This is a genomic window from Janthinobacterium sp. 61, from assembly GCF_002846335.1.
GTDB lineage: Bacteria > Pseudomonadota > Gammaproteobacteria > Burkholderiales > Burkholderiaceae_D > Janthinobacterium.
In genome coordinates, this window is the sequence record NZ_PJMQ01000001.1 from 1,253,644 (window position 1) to 1,273,647 (window position 20,004).

General features: G+C 65.1%; 18 protein-coding genes. 13 read left to right on the plus strand and 5 right to left on the minus strand.

Annotation, left to right across the window (positions count from 1 at the left end; all coding sequences use genetic code 11):
- Window positions 1-77 precede the first annotated feature (77 nt).
- The 4 genes from CLU92_RS05800 to CLU92_RS05815 all read left to right on the plus strand — a co-directional run bounded on the left by CLU92_RS05800 (window position 78) and on the right by CLU92_RS05815 (window position 3,835).
- Window positions 78-1,409 (plus strand): D-serine ammonia-lyase, encoded by a 1,332-nt coding sequence (locus CLU92_RS05800; protein WP_101481118.1) that lies wholly within the window; start codon window positions 78-80, stop codon window positions 1,407-1,409.
- A complete protein-coding gene (gene dsdC, locus CLU92_RS05805; RefSeq protein WP_101481119.1) occupies window positions 1,409-2,347 on the plus strand; it encodes a DNA-binding transcriptional regulator DsdC in 939 nt (312 codons plus the stop codon). The genes CLU92_RS05800 and dsdC overlap by 1 nt, the downstream gene beginning before the upstream one ends.
- Window positions 2,348-2,419: 72 nt before the next feature.
- On the plus strand, window positions 2,420-3,235 hold the full coding sequence (locus tag CLU92_RS05810; protein ID WP_101481120.1) for a ferritin-like domain-containing protein: 816 nt from the start codon (window positions 2,420-2,422) through the stop codon (window positions 3,233-3,235).
- Between the two features lie 375 nt (window positions 3,236-3,610).
- Complete coding sequence (locus CLU92_RS05815) at window positions 3,611-3,835, plus strand: hypothetical protein (protein WP_101481121.1); 225 nt, start codon at window positions 3,611-3,613, stop codon at window positions 3,833-3,835.
- Here CLU92_RS05815 and CLU92_RS05820 read toward each other — a convergent pair.
- Complete coding sequence (locus CLU92_RS05820) at window positions 3,795-4,892, minus strand: DNA topoisomerase IB (protein ID WP_101481122.1); 1,098 nt, start codon at window positions 4,890-4,892, stop codon at window positions 3,795-3,797. The genes CLU92_RS05815 and CLU92_RS05820 overlap by 41 nt on opposite strands.
- 92 nt (window positions 4,893-4,984) lie before the next feature.
- On the opposite strand from CLU92_RS05820, the gene CLU92_RS05825 reads away from it, so the two are divergent.
- Window positions 4,985-5,368: a YkvA family protein gene (locus CLU92_RS05825; protein WP_101481123.1), complete on the plus strand. Its 384-nt coding sequence runs from the start codon at window positions 4,985-4,987 to the stop codon at window positions 5,366-5,368.
- On the opposite strand, the gene CLU92_RS05830 is transcribed toward CLU92_RS05825, so the two are convergent.
- The 3 genes from CLU92_RS05830 to CLU92_RS05840 all read right to left on the minus strand — a co-directional run bounded on the left by CLU92_RS05830 (window position 5,365) and on the right by CLU92_RS05840 (window position 9,162).
- Window positions 5,365-6,555 (minus strand): serine hydrolase, encoded by a 1,191-nt coding sequence (locus CLU92_RS05830; RefSeq protein ID WP_101481124.1) that lies wholly within the window; start codon window positions 6,553-6,555, stop codon window positions 5,365-5,367. The genes CLU92_RS05825 and CLU92_RS05830 overlap by 4 nt on opposite strands.
- 122 nt (window positions 6,556-6,677) lie before the next feature.
- Complete coding sequence (locus tag CLU92_RS05835) at window positions 6,678-7,973, minus strand: sodium:proton antiporter (protein ID WP_101481125.1); 1,296 nt, start codon at window positions 7,971-7,973, stop codon at window positions 6,678-6,680.
- A gap of 73 nt (window positions 7,974-8,046) precedes the next feature.
- Window positions 8,047-9,162, minus strand: coding sequence for a mechanosensitive ion channel family protein (locus CLU92_RS05840; protein WP_101481126.1), 1,116 nt, complete (start codon window positions 9,160-9,162; stop codon window positions 8,047-8,049).
- A gap of 259 nt (window positions 9,163-9,421) precedes the next feature.
- Here CLU92_RS05840 and CLU92_RS05845 point away from each other — a divergent pair, with 259 nt between their 5' ends.
- From CLU92_RS05845 to CLU92_RS05855, 3 genes are read left to right on the plus strand one after another with little or no spacing between them, the layout of a single operon-like run.
- On the plus strand, window positions 9,422-11,689 hold the full coding sequence (locus tag CLU92_RS05845; RefSeq protein ID WP_101481127.1) for a trehalose-6-phosphate synthase: 2,268 nt from the start codon (window positions 9,422-9,424) through the stop codon (window positions 11,687-11,689).
- Window positions 11,689-12,480, plus strand: coding sequence for a trehalose-phosphatase (gene otsB, locus CLU92_RS05850; protein WP_101481128.1), 792 nt, complete (start codon window positions 11,689-11,691; stop codon window positions 12,478-12,480). Before CLU92_RS05845 ends, otsB begins: the two co-directional genes overlap by 1 nt.
- On the plus strand, window positions 12,452-14,338 hold the full coding sequence (locus tag CLU92_RS05855) for a glycoside hydrolase family 15 protein (RefSeq protein ID WP_101481129.1): 1,887 nt from the start codon (window positions 12,452-12,454) through the stop codon (window positions 14,336-14,338). Before otsB ends, CLU92_RS05855 begins: the two co-directional genes overlap by 29 nt.
- 54 nt (window positions 14,339-14,392) lie before the next feature.
- Here CLU92_RS05855 and CLU92_RS05860 read toward each other — a convergent pair whose 3' ends face one another.
- The gene (locus CLU92_RS05860; protein ID WP_101481130.1) at window positions 14,393-15,310 is read right to left on the minus strand and encodes a LysR family transcriptional regulator; all 918 of its coding nucleotides are present in this window, start codon (window positions 15,308-15,310) and stop codon (window positions 14,393-14,395) included.
- Between the two features lie 115 nt (window positions 15,311-15,425).
- Here CLU92_RS05860 and mdcA point away from each other — a divergent pair, with 115 nt between their 5' ends.
- The 5 genes from mdcA to mdcE are packed head-to-tail and all read left to right on the plus strand — an operon-like array spanning window position 15,426 to window position 19,953.
- Window positions 15,426-17,102, plus strand: a complete 1,677-nt coding sequence (mdcA, locus tag CLU92_RS05865) for a malonate decarboxylase subunit alpha (RefSeq protein ID WP_257560992.1) — start codon at window positions 15,426-15,428, stop codon at window positions 17,100-17,102.
- Window positions 17,102-17,998, plus strand: coding sequence for a triphosphoribosyl-dephospho-CoA synthase (locus CLU92_RS05870; protein ID WP_257560993.1), 897 nt, complete (start codon window positions 17,102-17,104; stop codon window positions 17,996-17,998). The genes mdcA and CLU92_RS05870 overlap by 1 nt, the downstream gene beginning before the upstream one ends.
- Entirely contained in the window at window positions 17,985-18,293 is a 309-nt protein-coding gene (locus tag CLU92_RS05875; protein ID WP_101481131.1) for a malonate decarboxylase subunit delta, read from the plus strand. Before CLU92_RS05870 ends, CLU92_RS05875 begins: the two co-directional genes overlap by 14 nt.
- Complete coding sequence (locus CLU92_RS05880) at window positions 18,290-19,144, plus strand: biotin-independent malonate decarboxylase subunit beta (protein ID WP_101481132.1); 855 nt, start codon at window positions 18,290-18,292, stop codon at window positions 19,142-19,144. The genes CLU92_RS05875 and CLU92_RS05880 overlap by 4 nt, the downstream gene beginning before the upstream one ends.
- On the plus strand, window positions 19,141-19,953 hold the full coding sequence (mdcE, locus tag CLU92_RS05885; RefSeq protein ID WP_101481133.1) for a biotin-independent malonate decarboxylase subunit gamma: 813 nt from the start codon (window positions 19,141-19,143) through the stop codon (window positions 19,951-19,953). Before CLU92_RS05880 ends, mdcE begins: the two co-directional genes overlap by 4 nt.
- The last annotated feature ends 51 nt before the right edge of the window (window positions 19,954-20,004 follow it).

Below are 20,004 nucleotides of genomic sequence, written 5' to 3' on the forward strand. Positions count from 1 at the left end.
CATTGCTTGATCAACCATCCTTTGCCAGCGGCGCCCGGATGCGGTCTAATCATGGCTTGTTCCTTCACGAGGTTGCCATGCTGCCCACTTCCGCCATCGCCGCGCTGCGCGAAAAATTTCCCCTGATTACAGACCTGATGGCCTTGCAGCCCTTGAGCTGGTTCAATCCCGGCATCGCGCCGTCGGCCGAAGCCTTGAACGACGTGGGCTTGACGGCTGCTGACGTGGCGGACGCCAGCGCGCGCCTGGCGCGCTTTGCGCCGTATCTGGCCAAGGCATTTCCTGAAACGCAGGCCAGCGGCGGCATCATCGAGTCGCCCGTCGTGCCGCTGCCTGCCATGCAGGCGGCGCTGGGTTTGGCGTTAGGCATGACGAGCGGTCAGCTATGGCTCAAGCAGGATAGCCATTTGCCCATTTCCGGCTCCATCAAGGCGCGTGGCGGCATCTATGAAGTGCTGAAGCACGCGGAAATGCTGGCGCTGGACGCGGGTTTGCTCAAGGAGGGCGACGATTACAGCCTGCTGGCCAGCGACGCCGTGCGGGCGTTTTTCGGCCAGTACGCGATCGCCGTCGGTTCCACGGGCAATCTGGGCTTGTCGATCGGCATCATGAGCGCGCGTCTGGGCTTTCGCGCCACCGTGCACATGTCGGCTGACGCGCGCCAGTGGAAAAAGGATAAATTGCGCAGCCATGGCGTCACCGTCGTCGAGTACGCGACCGACTACAGCGTGGCCGTGGAAGCGGGGCGCAGGCAGGCGGAGAGCGACCCGACCTGCCACTTCGTCGACGATGAAAATTCGCACGATCTGTTTCTCGGCTACGCGGTGGCGGGCCAGCGCCTGAAAGCCCAGTTCGACGCAAACGGCGTCAATGTGGATGCGGATCACCCCCTGTTCGTGTATTTGCCGTGTGGCGTGGGCGGCGGCCCCGGCGGCGTGGCCTTCGGCTTGAAGCTGGCGTTTGGCGATGCTGTTCACTGCGTCTTCGTCGAACCGACCCACTCGCCGTGCATGCTGCTGGGTGTGTACACGGGCTTGCATGAAGCCATCAGCGTGCAGGAGATCGGCATCGACAACCTCACGGCCGCCGATGGCCTGGCCGTGGGCCGGCCTTCCGGCTTCGTCGGGCGCGCCATGCAGCGGTTGATCGACGGCTACGCCACCGTCACGGATGAAGAACTGTACCGTTTGCTGGCGACGCTTGAGCAAACGCAAGGCTTGCGTTTGGAACCGTCCGCCGTGGCCGGTTTCGCGGGCATAGCACCTGTGCTGGCCGCGCCGCAATATCAGCAGCACCTGGAAACGGCGACGCACCTGGTGTGGGGTACGGGCGGCAGCATGGTGCCGCAAGAGGAAATGGCCGCCTACGTGGCCCGTGGCCGCGCACTGCTGGTGGCCGGAGCCGCCTGATGCCGGCCGGCGCGCCGCTCAAGGCCACGCTGACGGCCAGCCAGTTCGCCAACCTGCACACCTTCCTGGTGGCGGCGCGCCACGCCAGCTTCGCGCTGGCCGCGCAGGAACTGGCGCTCACGCCCAGCGCCGTCAGCCACCGCATCGCCCGCCTGGAAGCGAGCCTGGGCCTGCGCCTGTTCGAACGATTGACGCGGCAGGTAAAACTGACGCAAGACGGCGAACGCATCTTCGCCGCGCTGCAAATTGGCTGGGATGGCTTGCATGCGGCCATTGCCGGCGGCGATACGCTGGCGGGCAGCATCACCGTGCATGCGCGCCCCTCGGTGGCGCAATGCTGGCTGGTGCCACGCCTGGCAGGGTTCGCTGCGCAATATCCGGCATTGTCGATTGACTTGCGTGTGGGCAATGATAGCGTGGACTTTCGCGCGGGCCAGGTCGACCTGGCCTTGCACTATGGCGACGGCAGCTTCCCCGGCCTCGCATCGCGCAAGCTGATGGACGAATGGCTGGCCCCCGTGTGCAGTCCCGCGTATGCACGCGAGCACGGCTTGTTTGACGCGCCGCAACAGCTGTCCGGCGCGACGGTGCTGCACGACACCCTGGCCTGGCCCGCCTGCGCGCCCGATGCCGAGTGGCGCCTGTGGCTGGACGCGCAGGCGCCAGAGGTGAACTTGCCCGTGCGCAGCCTGCGTTTCGACCGCGCCGACCTGTGCGCGCAGGCGGCCATCCACCACGCGGGCGTGGCCATGGGCCGGCGCCAGCTGGTGCAGCCGTGGCTGGCTAGCGGCCAGCTGGTCTTGCCGTTTGGCGGATTTACCCTGGCCAGCCCGCAGGCGTATTACCTCGTGCATGCCGCCCGGCCACTGCCGGCGAGAGTGCAGGCGCTGCTGGATTGGTTGCTGGGGCAAGGCCGGGGTCAGACCCGGCGGGTCTGACCCCAGTACGCCACTTCAGCCACATTTGATACACTGCGGCCCTTGCTGGAATCAGCGCAGGAAGGAAGCACCATGCACGCATCATCTTCATTGACCTCCACGCCGCCACAGGAATTGCGCACGTATGCGCTTGCTTGCCTGCTCGAACCAGACCCGGCAACCAAGGTGGCGATGGTGGCGGCCATGGCCGAGGCGCCACTGGCACTCGATGCGCAATCGCCTTTGGCCCCCACCGGCCCCGTGCCGGGCCGTCCCGAGCGCCCGGAATTGGTGCCGCCGCGCCTGGTGGGGCGGCGTTCAATGATCACGTCGGAAGGGCGCGCCATGCTCGTGCATGCGCTCGCGCATATCGAATTCAATGCGATGAACCTGGCACTCGACGCCCTGTGGCGCTTCCCGGACCTGCCCTTTGACTACTACACGGACTGGCTGCGCGTGGCCAAGGAAGAAGCCACGCATTTCGCCATGCTGCAGGCGCATCTGCAGGTGCTGGGCCATACGTATGGCGATTTTCCCGGGCACGACAGCCTCTGGGAAATGGTCGACAAGACGCGCGGCGACGTGCTGGCGCGCATGGCGCTGGTGCCGCGCACCCTGGAAGCGCGGGGCCTGGACGCGATTCCACCGCTGCGCGCCAAGCTGGCGCAGGCGGGCGACATGGCCGCCGCCGCCATCCTCGACATCATCCTGCACGATGAAGTGGGGCATGTGGAAATCGGCAACCGCTGGTATGGCTACCTGTGCCAGCAGCGGGGCCTGGAGTTGCGTGCCACGTATGCCGAACTGGCCCTGCGCTATGAAGCGCCCACCCTGCGCGGCCCGTTCAACCTGCAAGCGCGGCGCCGGGCCGGGTTTTCGGAGCTGGAACTGTCCGATTTGCCGGCCTGATTAAGCGACCCACATACTGTCGGGTGGGATCAACGCGCCCGCGTTGACCAGGTCCGGCGTGGCTGGCTCATGCGGCGGTTTCCCGATGACGATCCAACGCTGCCAGGGCAGGTGGAAGACGTGAACCGGCCGTGGCACTACGACCATATCCCTCCGCAAGGCTTGCTTTGCAATGAAATGCCTGGCGCGCTCCGTGACTGGCCGCGCTCGCTTGGACATTTGCGCAGGATGATACCTTAACCATGAACCGCGATTGTTGAGCCTGTCAGCGTTGTCCTACCCGTCTTGTCGAAACTGTCTGATTGTATGCCTTGTGGAAACACGCGATGATCGTGTTCAAGCTGCAACAGCCAAACCAATCCGATGGAGTATGCGATGCACAAGCCAGACCAGTCCATTCACGTGAACAAGCCTTTCCTGCTGATCTGCCTGTTCACCTTCTCGACCCTGGCGGCGACGTTGATGAGTACTGGCGAAGCGCAGTCGAGCGATGCCACACCGGCCGCCGTGGCGCGCGATGCGGGCCACGGCGCCTTGCCGGTGTGCAGCAGCGATGCCCTCAAGCTGTCGGCACACTGCCAGCCTGGGCGCCAGGCTTGACTTGAGCTGCCCCTTGCAGCCGTTGCTGCAGCAAGGCCAGCACGGCCGCTTCTTCCGGCGCCAGCGCCGGCAAGTCTTCCTGCAACTGCTGGCGCGCCCGTACGCGCATGCCTTCCAACAGACTGCCATCCAGATACGACGCCAGCACGGCCGGGTGCACATAGCACTTGCGGCAGATTGTCGGCGTGTTGCCTAGTTTTTTTGCCACCGACTCGATCGCCTGCACGATGTTCTTCTTGGCCTGCGCCTGGGAATCGACTTGCTCGAACGCCTGCAGGGCCAGCGCGGCGAGCACGGTGCCGGACCAGGTGCGGAAATCCTTGGCCGTGTAATCCTCGCCCGTCACCTCGCGCAAGTAATCGTTGACGTCGCCCGAATCGATGCCGTGGCGCTCGCCGTTTTCATCGACATATTGAAACAGTTCCTGCCCCGGCAGCTCGCGCATGCGTTGCAGCACCCTGGCCAGCTTGCGGTCGCTCAGGCGGATATCGTGGCGCACGCCGCTCTTGCCCCTGAAGTGAAATGCCACGGCGCTGCCATCGACCTGCACGTGGCGCGTGCGCAGGGTGGTCAGGCCGAACGATTTATTCGTGCGCGCATATTCTTCGTTGCCGATGCGCATCATCGTCAATTCCAGCAAGTGCACGATGGTGGCCAGTACCTTTTCACGGGGTAAGCCAGGCAGCTGCATGCCGCGCGCGACGGCGGCGCGGATGACGGGCAGGGCGCCGCCAAAGCTGAGCATGCGCTCGTACTTGGCCTCGTCGCGCACCGCGCGCCAGCGCGCATGGTAGCGGTATTGCTTGCGGCCCCGCGCATCGCGCCCCGTCGCCTGCAGGTGGCCGTTCGCACGCGCGCAGATCCACACGTCCGTCCAGGCCGGGGGGATGGCCAGTGCCTTGATGCGCGTCAAGGTGGCGGCATCGCGCAGGAGCTGGCCTTCGCCGTCGCGGTAGCGGAACTTGCCGGGCTTGCCCAGGCGGATGATGCCGCTTTGATGGTCGCCCGTGTAGCGCAGGCCGGCGGCGCGGGCCGTAGTGGTAGCAGATATTTCCATGACGATAGCTTACCTTGCACACCGCCCGTCCGGCGCGCCGTTATGCTAAGGTGCGCATTCGTAACGCCGTGCGCGGCAGACAGGAGCAACAGATGTTTGGCAGAAAAAAGAATCTGGAAGAAGACCACGCCCCCCAGGCCGACAAACAGTATGAAAAGAAATACACGGAAGACAGCTTCTGGGACAAGGTCGTCAAGTTCGCCAAGACGGCAGGGCGCGAAGTCATCGAGAAAGCCCTGTGGCTATACTACGCGGCGCAGCAGCCGAACACCCCGCTATGGGCCAAGACGGCCATTTACGGCGCGCTCGGCTACTTCATATCCCCCATCGATGCGATTCCCGACATCACGCCCGTGATCGGTTATGCGGATGACCTGGCCGTGCTGGCGGCGGCCGTTGCCACGGTCGCCACCTATATCACGGCCGACGTCAAGGAACGCGCCGCCGAGAAACTGCGCGGCTGGTTCGGCGCCTAGCCTTTCTTGACAGCACGCGCGCCGCTGCCGCCATGCGCCAGCAGGCGCAGCACGACTTCTTTCTGGAACGAACGAAACTCCTTGTCGGCGCCGACGTTGGCGAAGGCGAGCACGGCGGTCTTGCTGGCGCGGTCGACGCAGACGACGGACGCGGCGCCCGGGTCGCCACCACTGTGCGTGGCCAGCGCCTTGCCGTCGACATCGCGCAGCAGCCACACCAGGGCCTGGCGCACGGACGAATCGGCAGGCACGACGGCAGCCGTTTGCGGGGCAAAAAATAATTGCAGGGTGGCATCTTGCAGGTAGCGGTGGCCATCGACCCGGCCACCATTGCTGAAAATGGCCAGGAAGCGGGCAAAATCATGCGCCGAGCTGCGCAGCAGGCCGGCCGGCCAGTCCGGATAGCCGACTGGCGGCAGCACTTGCAGGCCCGGCTCCTTGTGCGCATATGGCTGGGCAACGATGGCCCGCCGCGGCAAGCCGGCCAGATTCCAGGCTGTGCTGTCCATGCCCAGTGGCTCGAACAGGTGCTCGTGCGTGTAGGCATCAAGACCGTCGGGGTTCAAGCGGCCCACCAGATAGCCGAGCAGGGCGATGGCCACATTGCTGTAGCGCCATTCCGTGCCGGGCCGGGCGGCAAACGATACATCCGCGTCATACCAGGCGCCGCCGCGCGACAGATAGCCCTTGACGAAGTCGCGCAGGGGTAATCGCGGATCGCCCTGCACGGCAAACGCCGTCGTCTTTTCGTACACGGCATCGGAAATGCCTGACGTGTGGCTGAGCAAATGGCGAAAGGTGATGGGCACGTCGGGAAACTTCGGATGCATGAGCGGGAAGTCCAGATAGGCGGCCACCTTGTCGTCGAGCTGGAAGACGCCCTGTTCCATCAGCATCATGACGGCCGTGGCCGTGACGAGCTTGCTGACGGAGGCGACATGGAACACCGTGTTGGCATCGGCCTTCTTGCCGGCCTGGATGTCGGCCCAGCCATAACCGCGCGCGAAAATGGTTTGCTCTCCGCGCACCACGGCCACGCTCATGCCCGGCGTTTCCGTGCGGGCCAGCCCGTCGCGCATGAAGCCGTCAAATTCTGTTTCCCACGCCAGCCTGGCCGGATCGGTGGCGCAGCCCGTTTGCAGCAGGGCCAGTGAGACACCCAGTCCCAGCACGCTTCTTCGTTTCATTGATTCTCTCTTTTACCGTTTTTAATTATCTTAACAATATTTCCGCCCGTCATAGGGGCAATTGACAAAACATTGCTTTGCAGCAATGACAAAGGGGGCTGACCAGTGCTTATTTGCACCAGTTATTTGCGCCAGTAGCGTTCCAGCAGGGGTTTGACGGTCAGGCCGTGCGCGACGATGGAGAGGATGACGACGACGATGGTGATGTCGGCCAGTTCGCGCGCCAGGGTGCGCGGCAAGCCATGCGCGATGGCATAGCTGAGGTAGTACAGCGAGCCGATGCCGCGCACGCCGAACCAGGCGGCCAGGCCCCGCAGGCGCACGCTGGTGCCCGAAGCCAGCAAACCGAGCATCACGCTGGCCGGGCGCGCTACCAGCAGCAGGAACAGTGCCACGCTCCACGCCTGCCAGCTCCAGGCGGCCGCCGTGACAGTACCGCCCAGCAACAGCACCAGGGTCAGTTCGGACAGGCGTTCCAGGTGTTCCTTGAAGACGAGCGATTCGCCGCTGACGGTCAGCGGCACCTCGCTGTCGTGCGGCTTGGTGGCGGACACCGCGTGGGTTTCCTCCGCTTGCAGCAAGCCTTGCCTGTCCTTCGGCGCGCCGGCCAGCCGCAGTTCCGTCTGGCGCAGGGCCACGCCGGCAAAGAATACGGCCAGGAAGCCCCAGGCGTGCAGCCACGTCGCCACGCCATACACGAGGGCGATCAGGCCCAGGGCGGCCAGGTCGTCCAGCATCGCGTGTTTCGGTTCCTTGGCGCGCACCTGCCAGCCCAGCCAGGCCAGCAGCGCGCCGCCGGCCGCGCCCAGGGCGATGGCGGCCCCGCTGGCCCAGAATAAATCGCGCCACAGCCAGGTGGCGCCATGCGGCCCCAGCTCATGCAGGCCCAGCAAGCCCAGGCCCAGCATGACGAAAGGAAAGCCGCTGCCATCGTTCATGCCCGCTTCGCTGGTCAGCATGAAGCGCAATTGCTCGCTGTCGCCCGCATGGCGCAGCTGCACGTCGGTAGCCAGCACGGGATCGGTGGGCGCGAGGATGGCGCCCAGCAGCACGCCCGCACCCAGGGGCAGGCCCAGCACCAGGCACGCAAAGGCCGCCACCAGCGCCACGGAGACAGCCATCGATAGCCAGGCCAGGCGCAGCGACGGCAGCCAGCGTGCCAGGCTGAAGGGGACGGGCATCTTGACGCCGGCGGAAAACAGGGAGATGAGGACGGCGATTTCCGTCAGGGTTTCCAGCAGCGGGGCCTGCTGCAGCAGGTCGAACGCAAACAGGCCGAGAAACATGGGCCCCAGCAGCAGGCCCACGCCCAGGTAAGCCATGGCCGAAGTCAATGGCAGGCGCGCGATGCGGTCGGCGCCCAGGCCACGCGCCAGCATCAGGCAGCCGATCAGGATGAACCAGGCGGTGGTGCTCATGCGGCCATTGTAGCGGCGCGTGGGCCAGGGCAGCGCGCCGCAGGTTTTTTCAAGCCTGGTTTTTAGCCTGGTCCTAAGCCTTGTACAGCGACACGCTGTCGTTCTGCGCCTGCATCTCGCGCACTTCGATGGGGTCGTGCGTGGAGCGCAGGCGGGGCAGGCCGTGCGGGTAATTGGCCGTAATAAATGCCAGCATCTGCTCGCGCACGATGCAGCGCAGTTCGAAGGCCGTGCCCGAATCTTTCGCACTGATCAGAAAGCGTACGCGCACGGCCCGCTCGTTCGAATCCGTCGCCTGCACCGTGCAGACCCGGCCATCCCATTGTGTGGCGGACTCGCAGATGCGCGTCAGTTCCGCGCGCAGCGGCTTGATCGGGATGCTGAAATCGAGCCACAGAAACACCGTGCCCAGGATGTCCGAAGAGGTATGCGTCCAGTTTTCGAACGGATTTTCGATGAACCACTGCAGCGGCACGATCAAACGCCGTTCATCCCACACGCGCACGACCACATACGTGCCCTTGATTTCCTCGACCGTGCCCCATTCGCCATTGACGATCAGCACGTCGTCGATGCGGATGGGTTGAGAGAACGCAATTTGCAGCCCTGCAATGAAATTACCGAGCACGGGGCGGGCGGCGATACCGGCCACCAGGCCTGCCACGCCGGCCGAAGCGAGCAGGCTGGCGCCAATCTGCCGCGCGCCCGGCAGGGTCAGCAGTACGAAGGACAGGCCTAGGATGACGACGATGGCGTGTGCGCTGCGCGTCAGCACGCGCGCCTGGGTGATCCGGCGCCGCGCGCGCAGGTTGTCGGCCGCGTCGACGGGATTGATCTGGGAAATCGTGATGGAAAGCGACTCGATGCATTGCATGGCTAGCCAGGTCAGCGCGATGATCAGCGCCACGCTGGTGAGATGCGACATGGCGACCAGGCCCGGCGTGTCGTCGGGCGCGCCGGCCAGCACCATGCGCAGGCCGAAGACGATCATGCACAGCTGGCTGGCGCGGAAGGCCACGCGCGCGACGTTGCTGGTGAACGGGTGGCCATTGGCCAGTTTTTTCAGCAAGCCGATGCCGGCCCGGTGCACGACGATGGCGACCAGGGTGACGAGCAGGGCGGAAACGAGCACGGTCAGCGCCGAGCGCAGCGGGCCTCCCATCAGCGAGTGGAACGTGCTGAGATCCATAGGCGAAAACTCCTTGAAATGGTGAGATGGATATCGGAAGCGGCTATTTTACGGGCAGATGACGTCGCGGGGGCGTGCGTTGCCGTACGGATAAGACTTGGATCAAGGTAGATACTGGCAGAAATTGCTGCGGTGCGCCATGTCACGTTGACGTTTCAATACGCAAAGCAAACGGGCGCCGCCTTTTTGGAAATGTAGCCATACTTGCAATGGTTGTTTATGTCTGCAAAGGAAAACGATGATAGTACGATCACTCCGAATGTCCTTGCGCTTCATCCTGCCACTGGCCCTGGTGCTGGGATTGTTTGCTTATATTGTGGTACCCCTGCTCGATAATATTACCTTGCGCTGGTATGTGCGCGACCTCGACAGCCGGGCGGAATTGCTTGCTGGAACACTCCGGCCCTCGCTCAGCGAATACCTGCCCGCCCAAGACGCCACGCGCGTCAAAGAACTGTTCCAGGGCGCCACGCGCGACGAACGCCTGATCGCCATCGGCTTTTGCGACAATGCGGGCCACCTCGTCTACCAATCCGCGCAATTCCCGGCCTCCATCGGCTGCTGGACCACGCCTTCCACGGGCGGCCTGTACAAATCCCTGGCGCAGTTGCCGCAAGGGCAAGTCCACATCAGCGAAACTCCCGTCATGCAGGACGCGACCCAGCTGGGCCGCCTGGTGCTGGTGCAGGACATGAGCTTTGTCGAGCGCCGCAATACGGATACCAAGCGTTTCATCTTTGCCTTCCTGGCCGTGCTGGCCGTGCTGATTTCCCTGATGACCGTGTTCGTGGCGCATCTGAGCTGGCGCGGCTGGCTGTCGGCCGTGAAGGATATATTGCGGGGCGAGTTGATGCCGCGCAGCGCCATGGCCGTCCAGGCCGCCGATGCGCCCGCCGCCGCGCCCGCGCCGCCGCCGGAAATGCAGCCGCTGATCGGCGACTTGCGCGAATTGCTGCAGGAGTACCATCTGGAACGCCAGGGCGACAGTGGCTGGACCTCGGAATGGACGCCGGAAAAACTGCGCGGCTTGCTGGAAGCGGATCTTGCGGGAGATCAAGTGCTGGTGGTATCGAACCGCGAACCGTATATCCACACCAAAACGGAAGATGGGATAGCGGTGCAGCGCCCGGCCAGCGGCCTGGTCACGGCCGTGGAAGCGGTGATGCGCGCCTGCTCTGGCACTTGGATCGCGCATGGCGCCGGTTCCGCCGACCGCGAAACGGTGGATAAACTCGACCACGTGCCCGTGCCGCCCGATCATCCCAGTTATACCTTGCGCCGCGTGTGGCTGACGGAAGAGGAAGAGCAGGGCTATTATTATGGCTTCGCCAATGAAGGCATGTGGCCGCTGTGCCATATCGCCCACGTGCGCCCCGTGTTCCGCTCGTCCGACTGGGATCAGTATGTGAAGGTCAACCGCCGCTTCGCCGAAGCCGTGATCGCCGAGGCGAAGACGGACAATCCCGTCGTGCTGGTGCAGGATTACCACTTCGCCTTGCTGCCGCGCATGGTGCGCGAAGCCTTGCCGAAAGCGACGATTATTACCTTCTGGCATATCCCTTGGCCTAACTCGGAATCGTTCGGCATTTGCCCGTGGCGCGAAGAAATCCTCGACGGTTTGCTGGGCAGCACGATCCTCGGCTTCCACACGCCATTCCACCGCAAGAATTTCCTGGAAACGGTGGACCGCTACCTGGAAACCCGCATCGAGCCGGAAGCGTCGACGATTTCGTATGGCGGCGAGATGACGCAGGTGGAGGATTACCCGATTTCCATCGCCTGGCCGGAAGTTGATCCGGCACAGCCCGACGTGGCTACCTGCCGCGCGCAAATCCGTGCCGAGCTGGGCGTGGCGCCCGATCACTTGCTGGGCATCGGCGTGGATCGCCTCGATTACACGAAAGGCATCGTCGAGCGCTTCCAGGCCGTCGAGCGCATGCTGGAACAGCAGCCTGGCATGGTCGGCAATTTTACTTTCGTGCAAATTGCCGCCCCCAGCCGTGCTTCCCTGGACGAATATCAAAGTTTCGATGCCCGCGTGCGCAAGATGGTCGAGCGCATCAACCGCCGCTTCGGCAGCGGCAACTACGTGCCCATCCTGCTGAAAGCCGAACACCATGGCCAGGACGACTTGCAGCGCTATTTCCGCGCTTCCGAGGTGTGCATGGTGACAAGCTTGCATGACGGCATGAATCTGGTGGCCAAGGAATTCATCGCCGCGCGCGACGATGAGATGGGTGTGCTGGTGCTGTCCCAATTCACGGGCGCGGCGCGGGAACTGCATGAAGCGCTGATCATCAATCCGTATCATATCGAGCAGGGCGCTGATGCCTTGTACCGTGGCCTGGTGATGCCGCCCGTGGAGCAGCGCGAGCGCATGAAGAGCATGCGTGCCCGCGTGAAACATTTCAATGTCTACCGCTGGGCCGGCCGCATGCTGCTGGACGCGGCCCGTTTGCGCCAGCGCGACAAGGTCATGACCAAGATCGACGCCCACAGCCGCATCAAGCGGCGCAAGGGGATTTGATGACGGACATGCCTGACGATAGCGCTGCCCTTTTGGCGCTGCTGAGTACCCCCGGCAGCGCCGTCTTTCTCGACTTCGACGGCACCCTGGTCGACCTGGCGCCCACGCCCGATGGCGTGCGCCTGGAACCGGGTGTGGTGGAAGCGCTGGCGCTGCTGGCCGAGCGCCATGGCGGCGCGCTGGCCCTTATTTCCGGGCGTCCCGTGGCGCAGATCGATGCCATGCTGGCGCCCCTGGTCTTGCCGGTGGCGGGCGTGCATGGCGTGGAGCGGCGCGGCGCGGACGGCGCGCTGCATGTAGCGGTGACGCCCGACGTGTCGCCCGTGCTGGCGCGCGCCCGGGCGCTGGCGGCGATTCACCCCGGCTTGCTGGTGGAGCAGAAGCGGGGCGCCGTGGCCCTGCATTACCGGCTGGCACCCGAACTCGAACATTTGTGCTCGCAGGAAATGACGGCCGCCGTGCAAGCGTGCCCGGGGGTGTTGCTGTTGCATGGCAAAATGGTCCTGGAAGCCAAGCCGGCCGCCACCGACAAGGGCGGCGCCATCGCCGCCTTCATGCAGGAAACCCCATTCGCCGGCCGCCGGCCCGTATTCGCGGGCGACGACACCACCGATGAGGCAGGCTTTGTCTTTGTACAACAAGTTGGCGGGCAGGGCGTGAAAGTGGGCAGCGGCCCCAGCGCCGCCACCCTGCGCCTGGCCAGCCCCGGCACCCTGCGCACAGCGCTGCTGGCCGCCTCCGTATCCCCAGAAGGAGTAAATGATGACGCAATCCCAGGAACAACCGTATGACACGCCCAGCGGCGCCGCCGATTCGCTGGCTGCTTCCGCCACTGCCGCAGCCAGCGCGTCGGCACCCGTCACGCCCATCCAGGCTAGTCTCAACTGCGGCGTGGTGGGCAATTGCGCCTTCAGCGCCCTGATCGACCAGGCAGGGCAGGTCGTCTGGTCCTGCTTGCCCCGTTTCGATGGCGATCCCGTGTTCAACAGCCTGCTGGACGCGACGGAAAACGGCAGCGTGTGGGGCATCGATATTGAAAACTATGCGCGCAGCGAGCAATTCTACGAGCCGAACACGGCCGTGCTGCGCACGCGCCTGTACGACACGGAAGGGCGCGGCGTGGAAATCACGGATTTCGCGCCCCGTTTTCTCAGCCGCGACCGCATGTTCCGCCCGCTGATGCTGATCCGCCGCGTGCGTCCGCTCGATCACGCCGTGCGCATCAGGGTACGCCTGCGCCCCCGCTACGACTGGGGCAAGCTGGCGCCGCAGATCACGCAGGGCAGCCACCACATCCGCTATGTGGGGCCGGAACAGACCTTGCGCCTGAACACGGATGTATCGCTCAACTATGTACTGAGCGAAACGTATTTCGTGCTGGGGGGCACCGCCAACTTCCTGCTGGGCCCTGATGAAACCCTGGCTGGCGGCATCGACGAGACGGCGCGCATCTTTGAAAAGGAAACCGTCAACTACTGGCGCACCTACACGCGCCGCCTGGCCGTGCCCCTGGAATGGCAGGATGTAGTTATCCGCGCCGCCATCACCCTGAAACTGTCGCTGTATGAAGACACGGGCGCCATCATCGCCGCCATGACCACCAGCATCCCGGAAGCGCCGGGCAGCAGCCGCAACTGGGATTACCGCTATTGCTGGCTGCGCGACGCTTTCTTTGTCGTGCGCGCGCTGAACAGCTTGTCCGAAGTGGGCACGATGGAAGAGTACTTGCGCTGGCTGACGAATATCGTCGCCCGCTCGAAGGGCGGCCATATCCAGCCCCTGTACGGTATCGGCCTGGAAGAGCAATTGCCGGAATCGACGCTAGCCCACTTGCCCGGCTACCGGGGCAACGGGCCCGTGCGCGTGGGCAACCAGGCGCAGGAACACTTCCAGCACGATGTCTACGGCAATATCGTCCTGGGCGCGGCGCAGGCTTTTCTTGACCACCGTTTGTTCCACCGGGCCGGCAAGGCCGAGTTTGCCGCGCTGGAAGCCGTGGGCGACCAGGCATTCCGCTTGCATGCGGAACCGGACGCGGGCATGTGGGAGTTGCGCACGCGGGCGCGTGTCCACACTTCGTCCATGCTGATGAGCTGGGCCGCCTGCGACCGTCTGGCGAAAGTGGCGTATAAGCTGGGCTTGCCGGACCGGGCCGACCACTGGAACAGCCGCGCCGTGCTGATCCGCGAACGCTTGCTGCGCGAAGCGTGGAGCGAGGAGCGCCAGGCCTTCGCCGAAAGCCTGGGTGGGCGCGACCTCGACGCCTCCGTCTTGCTGATGGCGGAAGTCAACTTCATCGACCCCATGGACCCCCGTTTCATCGCCACCGTCGACGCGCTGGAAGCATCGCTGTGCGACGGTCCCTACATGCGCCGCTACGAGGCGCCTGACGACTTCGGCAAGCCCGAGACCGCCTTCAACATCTGCACCTTCTGGCGCATCGACGCCCTGGCGCGCATCGGCAGGAAAGACGAGGCGCGCAAAATTTTTGAGACCATGCTGCTGGCGCGCAACCACCTGGGCCTGCTGTCGGAAGACACGCATCCGGTGACAGGCGAAATGTGGGGCAATTTCCCGCAGACGTATTCGATGGTGGGCTTGATTAACTGCGCCGTGAGGTTGTCGGCGCCGTGGGATAGCGCTATTTAAGTGCGGGCCTGGATCGCGGGCCCGGGGAGCCCGAGGTTTCGGGCTTCGATGTAATCATGCGCTTCGCTCGCCACGCCCATACAAGCGGCACTCGGCCGCCAGCGCCAGCAAATTCGGGTCGCGCTCGCGGCTGCTCAGCATCAGCAGGGTGATCTGCTGGTGCGAGCCGTAGCGCGCGTCCAGCGGCAGCAGTTCGATGCGCGAGCTGAAGGCGCGCACCCGGCCGGGCAGCAGGCTGTAGCCGATGCCGCCGCTGACCAGGTTGATCAGCGAGAAGATATCGCCCACGCGCATGGCCGTGTCGGGCACGAAGCCCGCCAACTCAAACGCGTGGTTGAAGCTTTGCGAGGTGACGAAACCCTCGTTGAGCGTGACGAATTTATCGTCGCGCAGCTGCTGCAAGTCGACCGATGCGGCTCCCGCATAGGGCGAGGCTAGCGGCGCGGCTAGGTAGACGTCGTCCTGGAACAGGGGCACCGCTACCAGGCCCGCATGCTGTTCGTCTTCCTGCACGCCGATGATGATGGCGTCCAGGCGGCCGTCAGCCAGGCTTTGCAGCAGGTCGCGGTTCGAGCCCAGGGTCAGGTCGATGTCGAGACCGGGCCGGCGCAGCTTCAGGGCGATCACCAGCTGCGGGATGCAGTGCAGGGTCAATGAATACAGCGAACCGATCTTCAGGCGCACGGGGTTGATGCCCGACATTTCGCGCACCTTGCGCACGCCTTCCTCGCATTCGGCCAACGCGCGCCGGGCCGATTCGGCAAAGGTGTAGGCCGCATGCAGGGGGATCAGGCTGCGCCCCTCGCGCTTGAACAGGGGGCAGCGCAAGCCGTCTTCCAGCGAGTGCAGGGCGCGGTGCACGCTGACGGTGCTCTGGCCAAGTGCATCGGCCACCCGCGCCAGGTTGTTCAATTCCATGAAGCTGAGAAAAACTTCCAGCTTTTTCAGGGTAATTTCTTCGTTGATGGCCATGGCTAGCCCCTTCCAAGGGAGTTCATTAACTTCAGGGTAATGAACATGGTAGCAGCTTGATTGTAGTGGTGCCGCCTTTTCACTATCGTTGAAGTTCGATAGCTAACAGGGAGGCATGATGTCAACCGCCACAGCAGCGCCAGCGCAGCGGCAAAAACAATGGGACACGCGGCGCACCGAGAAACGCCGCCGTCTCGACGCCGTGCGCCATTACGCGAACGGTCCCGTCCTGCAACAGGGGGACATGGTCGCCGTGCTCGAAGCCTTGCTCGCGCCGGGCGACCGCGTTGTTCTTGAAGGCAATAACCAGAAGCAGGCCGATTTCCTTGCCCGCATGCTGACCCAGGTCAACCCCGACAAGATCCACCATCTGCACTTGATCATGCCCAGCGTCAGCCTGCCCGAGCACCTGGACCTGTTCGAACGGGGCATCGCCCGCAAGCTGGACTTTTCCTTTGCCGGCACGCAAAGCCTGCGCATCGCCCAGTTCCTGCAGGATGGCTTGCTGGAAGTGGGCGCCATCCATACCTATATCGAGCTGTATGCGCGCCTGTTCGTCGATCTCACGCCCAACGTCGTCATGGTGGCCGGCTATATGGCTGACCGCCAGGGCAATCTGTACACGGGCCCCAGCACGGAAGACACGCCCACCCTGGTGGAATCGGCGGCCTTCCGCGACGGCATCGTCATCGCCCAGGTGAACCAGATCGTCGATGATGTCAGCGACTTGCCCCGGGTCGACGTGCCCGGCTCGTGGGTCGATTTCGTCGTGCAGTCCGACAAACCGTTCTTCATCGAGCCTCTGTTTACCCGCGACCCGCGCGTGATCAAGCCCGTGCACGTGCTGATGGCCATGATGGCGATTCGCGGCGTGTATGAAAAACACCAGGTGCAGTCGCTCAATCACGGCATCGGCTTCAATACCGCCGCCATCGAGCTGATTTTGCCCACCTACGGCGAGCAGCTGGGGCTGAAAGGCAAGATTTGCCGCAACTGGGTGCTGAACCCCCATCCCACCCTGATACCGGCCATCGAGACGGGCTGGGTCGAGAGCGTTCACTGCTTCGGCGCGGAGCTGGGCATGGAAGGCTATGCGGCCGCGCGGCCCGACGTGTTTTTCACGGGCCGGGACGGCTCCATGCGCTCGAACCGCGCCCTGTGCCAGCTGGCGGGCCAGTACGCGGTCGATCTGTTCATCGGTGCGACCCTGCAGATGGATGGCCTGGGCAACTCGTCGACCGTGACGAATGGCCGCCTGGCGGGCTTCGGCGGCGCGCCCAATATGGGCCACGATCCGCATGGCCGGCGCCACCCGACACCCGCCTGGCTGGACCTGATCGAGACGGACGACCCTCTGGCACGCGGCAGGAAGCTGGTGGTGCAGATGGTCGAGACGTTCCAGGATGGCGGCCAGCCGACCATCGTCGAATCGCTCGATGCGGTGGCCGTGGGCCAGGCCAGCGGCATGCCGCTGGCGCCCGTGATGATCTATGGCGACGACGTCACCCACGTGCTGACGGAAGAGGGCATCGCCTATCTGTACAAGGCCCGCTCGCTCGACGAGCGCAAGGCCATGCTGGCGGCGGTGGCTGGCGTGACGCCCATCGGCCTGCGCCACGACCCGAAAACCACGGCCAGGCTGCGCGCCGACGGCCTGATCGCGCTGCCCGAGGATATCGGCGTGCAGCGCGGCGACGCGAATCGCTCGCTGCTGGCGGCGAAAAGCATTGCCGATCTGGTCGAATGGTCCGACGGCCTGTATCAACCCCCCGCCAAATTCAGGAGCTGGTAATGACCACAATGATGACAATGACTATCGCGATGCCGCTGCGGGAACGCTCTGCCGCGCTGGCGCGGCAGGTGCTGCAGGCGCTGCTCGACGAAGTGACCCTGACGCCGAAACCGGGCCTGGTCGATTTGCGCAGCCGTGGCGCCCACACGGACTTGAACTGGGCCCTGATGTGCCATTCGGCCTGCGCGCTGCAGCCCGTGTTTGCCGCCATGGCGCAAGCGGGTTGGGAAAGTAACGATGACGACGATGACGACGGCCTGCGCCAGCGCATCGGCGCCATCGGCCGCGATGGCGAAGCGCTGATGCTGGCGGCCACGGATGGCGTGAACACGCACCGGGGCGCCATCTGGGCACTGGGATTGCTGGTGACGGCGGCGGCGCAGCTGAGCGCGCGCGGCGCGTCGCTGGCGCCGCGAGCCGTGGCGGCGCGGGCCGGTGCGCTGGCCCGTTTGCAGGACCGCAGCGCGCCCGGCGAGACGGGTAACAAGGGCGAGCTGGCGTGCCGCCAGTACCAGGTTGGGGGCGCACGGGGCCAGGCCCGCGCCGGTTTTCCCCTGGTGACGGGCGTCGGCTTGCGGCAGCTGCGCGCCTCGCGGTCGCGCGGCGACAACGAAACGACGGCGCGCCTGAATGCCTTGCTGGCCATTATCAGCCAGCTGGACGACACCTGCGTGTTGTCGCGCGGCGGCGAGACAGCCTTGCTGGAATTGCAAGCGGGAGCGGCGCAGGTGCTGGCGGCGGGCGGCGCGGCCACGGCCGCCGGGTCGCAGGCGCTGCTGGCGCTGGAAGCGTGCGCGCTGGCGCGCGGCGTGTCACCGGGCGGCGCGGCTGATTTGCTGGCGGCGACCCTGTTCCTGGATCGATTGACTGAAGGAGAAGCGCATGGAAACGCGTGACTATACATTCCCGGCCGGGAAGCCGGCGGCAGGGCGCGCCTTGGCCGGCGTCGTCGGTTCGGGCGACCTGGAAGTGCTGCTGCAGCCTGGCGACGATGGCGTGACACGCATCGTCGTCAACACTTCCGTCGATGGCAAGGGCGCTGTCTGGGATGCGCTCCTGCAGCGCGTCTTCGGCGGCGAGCCACTGCCAGCGGCCAGCATCGCCATCAACGATTGCGGCGCCACGCCGGGCGTGGTGCGCATGCGCATCGAGCAAGCCTACGAAGAATTGCAAGCGGGGAGGGCGGCATGAGCACATTGAAGGAATTACTCGCGCGCGACAGCTTCATCGAACGGAGCGCGCGCAGCCGGGCACGCGCCTTGCTGGACGCAGGCAGCATGCGCGAACTGCTCGACCCGTTCTGCGGTATCGCTTCGCCCTGGCTGCCGCAGCAGGGTGTCACGGCGCAGGCGGACGACGGCGTGGTGGTGGCCAAGGGCCTGTTCGACGGCCAGCCGGCCGTAGTGCTGGCCATCGAGGGCGCCTACCAGGGCGGCAGCATGGGCGAAGTGGGCGGAGCAAAAATCGCCGGCGCCCTGGAACTGGCGGCGCGCGACAACCGCCAGGGCGTGCCGACACGGGCCGTGATCCTGTTCGAGACGGGCGGCGTGCGCCTGCAGGAAGCCAACCTGGGCCTCGCGGCGATTGCCGACATCCATGCGGCCATCGTCGACCTGCGCCGCTACCAGCCCGTGATCGGCATCACGGCCGGCACGGTCGGCTGCTACGGCGGCATGTCCATCGCGGCGGGCCTGTGCAGCTACCTGGTGGTCACGCGCGAAGCGCGCCTGGGTCTCAACGGCCCGGCCGTGATCGAGCAGGAGGCGGGAGTGGACGAATTTGACTCGCGCAACAAGCCCTTCATCTGGAGCCTGACGGGCGGCGAGCAGCGCTTTCACAGCGGCCTGGCCGACGCCTATGTGGCAGACGACACGGCGCAGATGCGCGCCACGGTGGCTGACTTGTTCCGCCGCGGCCTGCCGGCGCAGCACCGCAGCGATCAGGCAGAGGGCTTTCTGGCCTGTTTGGCCGAAGTGGACGCCAGCGTGCAAGCGACGCCGGACGCCGTGCGCACCATCTACAGCAAAGGAGTCGCAGCATGAACGCCATCACCGACACGAGCCGCGGCGCCACCTGGCTGGCGGCACTCACGGATAACACTGCGCCGCTGGAAGGCTATCCGCTTTCCGTGCGCGTGGTGGACGCGCCACTGGCGGGCGAACTGGCGCGCTACCTGGCCGTGCTGCCGGACCCGGACAACCGCTTTACGCGCGCGCGCACGGGTGAAATCGGCCTGGTCGAAGCGTGGCAACTGGCGCGCGCCGTGCAGCAGGTGGTTCATGAAGACCACGCGCTGGCCGTCAAACGTCCCATCGTCGCCGTCATCGACGTGGCCAGCCAAGCGTATGGCAGGCGCGAAGAGGCGTATGGCATCCACCAGGCGCTGGCCGGCGCGGCGGGAGCTTATGCCAGGGCGCGCCTGGCCGGCCACCCCGTCATCGGCCTGATCGTCGGCAAGGCCATGTCGGGCGCTTTTCTGGCGCACGGCTACCAGGCCAACCGGCTGATCGCGCTCGACGATCCGCAAGTGATGGTGCACGCCATGGGCAAGGCGTCGGCGGCGCGTATCACCTTGCGCACTGTGGAGGCACTGGAAGCGCTGGCCGAGACCATCGCGCCCATGGCCTACGACATCAGGAATTACGCCACCCTGGGGCTGCTGTGGCAAACCTTGCAGGTGGCGCAGCCGGACGCGCCGTCAGCGCTTGATCTGGCGCAGGTGCGCGCCAGCCTGCAGGCAGCGCTGGCCGACATCCGCGCCGACCCGCTGCCGGATCTCTCCAGCCGGCTGGGCGCACCGCACCGCCAGGCCTCGGCCAGGGTCAGGGAGGTGCTACGGCAGCAATGGTAGGTGAAACAAAAGAGAAGACAAAAAGTCATTCCTATTCCTCATCCTGTAACG

Coding starts and splice junctions, on each gene's coding strand:
- CLU92_RS05800 (WP_101481118.1), top strand. CDS start 78: ATGCTGCCCACTTCCGCCATCGCCGCGCTGCGCGAAAAATTTCCCCTG.
- dsdC (WP_101481119.1), top strand. CDS start 1,409: ATGCCGGCCGGCGCGCCGCTCAAGGCCACGCTGACGGCCAGCCAGTTC.
- CLU92_RS05810 (WP_101481120.1), top strand. CDS start 2,420: ATGCACGCATCATCTTCATTGACCTCCACGCCGCCACAGGAATTGCGC.
- CLU92_RS05815 (WP_101481121.1), top strand. CDS start 3,611: ATGCACAAGCCAGACCAGTCCATTCACGTGAACAAGCCTTTCCTGCTG.
- CLU92_RS05820 (WP_101481122.1), bottom strand. CDS start 4,892: ATGGAAATATCTGCTACCACTACGGCCCGCGCCGCCGGCCTGCGCTAC.
- CLU92_RS05825 (WP_101481123.1), top strand. CDS start 4,985: ATGTTTGGCAGAAAAAAGAATCTGGAAGAAGACCACGCCCCCCAGGCC.
- CLU92_RS05830 (WP_101481124.1), bottom strand. CDS start 6,555: ATGAAACGAAGAAGCGTGCTGGGACTGGGTGTCTCACTGGCCCTGCTG.
- CLU92_RS05835 (WP_101481125.1), bottom strand. CDS start 7,973: ATGAGCACCACCGCCTGGTTCATCCTGATCGGCTGCCTGATGCTGGCG.
- CLU92_RS05840 (WP_101481126.1), bottom strand. CDS start 9,162: ATGGATCTCAGCACGTTCCACTCGCTGATGGGAGGCCCGCTGCGCTCG.
- CLU92_RS05845 (WP_101481127.1), top strand. CDS start 9,422: ATGTCCTTGCGCTTCATCCTGCCACTGGCCCTGGTGCTGGGATTGTTT.
- otsB (WP_101481128.1), top strand. CDS start 11,689: ATGACGGACATGCCTGACGATAGCGCTGCCCTTTTGGCGCTGCTGAGT.
- CLU92_RS05855 (WP_101481129.1), top strand. CDS start 12,452: ATGACGCAATCCCAGGAACAACCGTATGACACGCCCAGCGGCGCCGCC.
- CLU92_RS05860 (WP_101481130.1), bottom strand. CDS start 15,310: ATGGCCATCAACGAAGAAATTACCCTGAAAAAGCTGGAAGTTTTTCTC.
- mdcA (WP_257560992.1), top strand. CDS start 15,426: ATGATGTCAACCGCCACAGCAGCGCCAGCGCAGCGGCAAAAACAATGG.
- CLU92_RS05870 (WP_257560993.1), top strand. CDS start 17,102: ATGACCACAATGATGACAATGACTATCGCGATGCCGCTGCGGGAACGC.
- CLU92_RS05875 (WP_101481131.1), top strand. CDS start 17,985: ATGGAAACGCGTGACTATACATTCCCGGCCGGGAAGCCGGCGGCAGGG.
- CLU92_RS05880 (WP_101481132.1), top strand. CDS start 18,290: ATGAGCACATTGAAGGAATTACTCGCGCGCGACAGCTTCATCGAACGG.
- mdcE (WP_101481133.1), top strand. CDS start 19,141: ATGAACGCCATCACCGACACGAGCCGCGGCGCCACCTGGCTGGCGGCA.